The organism is Salinarimonas ramus (assembly GCF_014645695.1).
Taxonomy (GTDB): domain Bacteria; phylum Pseudomonadota; class Alphaproteobacteria; order Rhizobiales; family Beijerinckiaceae; genus Salinarimonas; species Salinarimonas ramus.
The window spans coordinates 1-4,053 of the sequence record NZ_BMMF01000026.1 but is presented as its reverse complement, the minus strand read 5'-3'; the positions used below and the strand labels follow the sequence as shown (position 1 = coordinate 4,053).

At 57.4% G+C, this 4,053-nt stretch carries 2 protein-coding genes; both read right to left on the bottom strand.

Annotated elements, in window-relative coordinates; genetic code table 11:
- Positions 1-94: 94 nt before the first annotated feature.
- A complete protein-coding gene (locus tag IEX89_RS23970; RefSeq protein ID WP_188915821.1) occupies positions 95-2,893 on the bottom strand; it encodes a DUF927 domain-containing protein in 2,799 nt (932 codons plus the stop codon).
- Between the two features lie 114 nt (positions 2,894-3,007).
- Positions 3,008-3,934 carry a hypothetical protein gene (locus IEX89_RS23965; protein ID WP_188915820.1) on the bottom strand — a complete coding sequence of 309 codons (927 nt, stop codon included), beginning with the start codon at positions 3,932-3,934 and terminating at the stop codon, positions 3,008-3,010.
- Positions 3,935-4,053: the final 119 nt, after the last annotated feature.

The window sequence follows — 4,053 nt, the reverse complement described above, 5'->3', positions numbered from 1 at the left end:
CTGGTATGAGCTTGACCGGTTCCCGCTGGTGAGGGAAGTTGGGGGAACCGGTCGATAGCAGGTGGGAACGCTCCGTCGCTCCTTCTTCTTGTCGTCAGTCTTCGCTTCCGAGTATCGTGCCTTTCACCCAGTACACTCGAATCGGCCTGCAATTGATTTTTGCCTTCGCCGTCTTCCTTCCCTCCATCTTTTTCAAATGACCGCTTTGATCAAGCGCCTCAATAGCTCGTTTCGGGTTGAGTGCCGTACCATTAAAGACGACAGAGTTCCACTGGTCCACGTCGAAGAGATAATCCGTCTCACCAGAATCACTCCTTCGCCAACCGACGCAATCCCGTACGGTCTCATGAGGCGCCTCGTAATCGGCAAAGCGGCTAGTCCCATTTGCGACGATGAACCGCCGCACGTGCGTGATCGCAGCCTCGTCCTCTCCCGCCCCAGTGTGGCCGCGCGAAGACAGCCATTGCTCAAAACACTTCCCAGCTGCGATTATCGCATCTCCCTGTTGCCAGTTCAGAACATTGAAGGCAATACCAAGTTCACCAGCTGCGGCGATGAGAGCAAAGCGACCAGCTACGGACTCGATCTGTCCGTCTACAGGTTGTTCATGGAGGTATGCGTCTCTGAAGGTTCGTCGGAATCCTTTGACCATTTCAGCAAGCCCCTCTGAATTTTGCGTCCGCATTTCGGCAAGATATTGGAGAAAGACGCGGCTTGCCACGCCGTAGTACTGGTTAGTCACCGCTCGCAGATGATCGGCAAACTCGGCAGCGGATTTGAATCCATGGATGTCCTCAAAGACACCAAACCCAGCCCCAGCGTCGGCTTCGATGTTTACAAGGCGAACGTGCAGTCCAGCCGCAGCAGCTCGATTCGCCTCCTTCATCTTCGTTTCTAGTTCAATTTCGCCCGTCGACAAAAACAGCGTTCGCCAACTTGCCCTTTCGCGGCCACTGCCGTCGACTTTTGCGCGCTGTTTCCCAGCTTCATTTGCGAGCATGTAGATCGCATCGCCTGCCGTCTTCGCGTCAGCTTGTCCAATCTCATCGAGAAACAGCGGCCCATCGCTTGCTGCGCGCGCCATCCCCTCAAGGCCGTTTGCAGTCGCACGCCATTGCGCCACACGGACCTTCGAAGGCCCCCACGCTGATGCCGCCATGAATTGTGCAGTACTCTTGCCACTCCGACTCTTTCCAACCAAGTGAAACCCACCGCTTGGCTCAGAGTTGATAGCGAGAAGCGGGGCTGCAAGGGCGGCACACATGAAGAGTGTAAGCCGTGAATTACCCCGAGCATACTTTGCGACTTTCTCTTGCCAATCCACCAGTGTACCATTCTGCGTGCTCTCACGTCCTGAACGTACTGCACCGGGGCTGAGTATCACTTCGTCTTGCGTGTCTCCGATCACTTCGCCGTTCGGAAGCAGGTATGTCCAACGCTTGTCGTCACTATCATGCCATCCCGCTGCGGGGGCGATGGTGAGGATTCTACGCGGCTTAAGGTGAACGAAGAAGTTCCGCAGGAGTGCGGGATTGGCGCTACACCTCAGACCTTCTGCTTCAAGCGTGGAGGCGATCGTGGATCCTCCTTCTCGACGCGGAAGATCGCTCCGAGGAATGATCTTTTGCTTTTTTACCCCGCGTGCGTCCTCCCACCTGATAACGATACCCCACTCACCACTACCTGGATTGCAGCAATCGCCGATAGGGTCGAAGGGAGCGGAGACCTGCTTCCACGTTCCCCCATCCTCTTTTCCTTTCTCGAAGAAGAACAGTCCCTCACTGGTCATACGGTAACCCGGCGGCAACTCAGGAAGCGCCGAAGAGCTGCCTGCAATATTTGCGTCCGAAATGTCGGAGGTAGGAGCGGGATGATTGTCGGAAATGGACTTCCGCCAGCGTGGCGATGCCTCGGCGGCGAGGTAGAAGAGTGTTCCGGCTCCAATTCGATCAGGCGGTGAGGCCGTAATCTCATACCAACATTGCCTCACCGCCGCCTCATCGTGCGCAGAGTTCTTGCGGCTCCAGGTCGCGAACGCATTGAAGCCATCATCTGAGCCTCTCGTTGCCGACCATACGGCCATGCCAATCCGCTTCCATTTTTCCCAATCAGCGGGACCATCATTCGGAATCACCGCCAACGCAGCGGCCACATCCACGATGCTGGCGCCACCGTAATCATGAACGCTGGAGTTGGCTGAAGCCTGCCCCGCGCCGGCAGCCATAGTCCCAATTCGGGCGGTCTTCGCCGGTGAGCCGATGATTTCGGCAACTTCGTCGAGGAACCCGTCGACTGCCTCTTCGGTGATCGGCTTCAGCTCCTCGACTGTCAGCCGGTTGCCGGGCGCAAGGTCGTCTTTCCATTGGATGAGCACCCCGCTCGGATGAACGCCATGGGCGACCATCTGATTGTCCGCCCCGAGAACCTCCACCTTGACGCTGTCGCTCTTGCTGTGGGACGCACCGGTGCGAGACTTCTTCGACGGCTCGCCCAATGCCGCCTTATAAAGGAGCGTTCGCTTTGCAGAATTTGAGCGAAACTTCAACGGTGCACGCCCAAACCGCTGCTCCGCCATGCTCTGAATTCGATCCGCGAGCTGCGGGTCGTCGATATCGATGTCGATAGGGCGAAGGCCATTGCAGAGAATACCTGTGTTGAGGGCATTGCCGGCCACAGGCTGCAAAACCGCGCGGGGAGGAGTCTGCTTCGCGCCATCTTGCCAAGCCTTGTCGATTGGCCGCTTGCCCGCGCTTTCGACGCCCGCGTCGTAGGTATAGACGGCGATAGGGCGAAATCCACCCTCGTACATGTCTCGACGAAGCTCAGCGATCGCCGCGAGGAGTGCGACGTCGCACATCGTTTTCACGTCGGTAATATCGTTTTGGTCAGTCATGTGTCGTCTCACGTTTGGCCGGGGCATCCGGCGTGGTGAGCGCGAACATGACTGATGTGAGACCGGTGCTGGAATGGACTTCACCGGTGAAGAGAGAACCTGCACCGGTGGCAATCAGCCCTTCTGGTAGTCCAAGCGATCTTCCTTGGTCTTCGCTTTCTTCGCAGCGAGTCGCTCTTCCGGGGACAGCGGGCTCAGTGGGAGGTCAGCAGCAGTGACATCTGTATCGAAGCGGACGACTTCGCTTGGCGTGAGCAGCGGTTCCCGCGCCTTAGGCGGTATGAAGGTCGTCGCAAAGTTCGTGAGCGTGAGAGCAAACGAGAGTGCAGTACTAGTACGATCTTGATCGTAGAGAACCGAAAAGAGCCCCTCTTCGAGAACAGCTTGCTCGAAGTAACGATCCTTCACACTCCATGGATAGCCACCCGCGATCATTACTCCTGCCCAAAGTGGCGCCACACATCCCCATTGGACGAAAGCAGTTGTTTGCCAGCGTTTAGTTCCGAAGCCATTAACACCTCGTTTGCTGTATTCAAGCAAGCTTCGCGCTCGCGTCAAACTGGGCGTCAGATCTTTATTCGGGAATCGCTCCATTCGTGCTACCATAATCAACTGAAGTGCTGCACTCACCGCGCCACCACGCACGACCTCAGCAATACGCTTGATCAGCTGCTCTTCACTCGGAGCGTGGACAACTGCCTGGAGCCCCCCACTTGACTCGAACAGACCATCTCGGAACCCGTTCGTGATCGCTAGCGCAGCGTTTGCATACTGCCGTAGCATGCCCGGCGGAATGTGGTGAGTTTCGGTCTTCGCCGGATTGCGCAGCAGCGGCGGAATCATATCGCTGATTTCCAGGGCACGATCCGATGCGCCCGCAACGATTGCCGACTTCGCGCGCCGTTCACCAGCAATTATCGTCGCTGCCGCGAACGACGCCTGTGCCAGTGTTCGCTCCGCTGGGTCGGTCCAGCACAGCGTTGCAAGGAGCTTCAGCGGAGTCGCGGGGTCTTTTGAGGGGAGCGAAACGACGTCGGACATTGCCAATCCAATAGGCGAAGACTGACGACAAGAAGAAGGAGCGACGGAGCGTTCCCACCTGCTATCGACCGGTTCCCCCAACTTCCCTCACCAGCGGGAACCGGTCAAGCTCATACCAG